The 250-nt window shown below is 53.6% G+C and carries 1 pseudogene; it reads left to right on the top strand.

The window, feature by feature from the left end:
- Positions 1–171: pseudogene (locus ACFZPT_RS26820) on the top strand (hypothetical protein); the annotation flags it as partial.
- Positions 172–250: the final 79 nt, after the last annotated feature.

Genomic DNA, 250 nt, shown 5'->3' with positions numbered 1-250 from the left:
AAGGAAAACAAAGCCCAAGACGCCCTGAAAGACGGCGCTGTCGACGCAGAGGTAGCCCCGGAAAAACTGGCCGAGGCCGCGCAGAACCTGATAAAAGGTGCCATCAGCGGCGAGATCGACTACAAGGCCAAGCGCCAGCCCAACCTCGAAAAGCTCAACCTCAACGCCATCTAACAAATGATGTCTATCTAAAACCCCAAAGCTTTCTAGGCTTTCCAGTCCTTCCCGAACTAACCGACGACGGATGAAT

This window comes from Pseudomonas sp. MD330_10, from assembly GCF_042610415.1.
Classification (GTDB): Bacteria; Pseudomonadota; Gammaproteobacteria; order Pseudomonadales; family Pseudomonadaceae; genus Aquipseudomonas; species Aquipseudomonas rhodesiae.
This window is presented reverse-complemented; position numbering and strand designations above follow the sequence as displayed.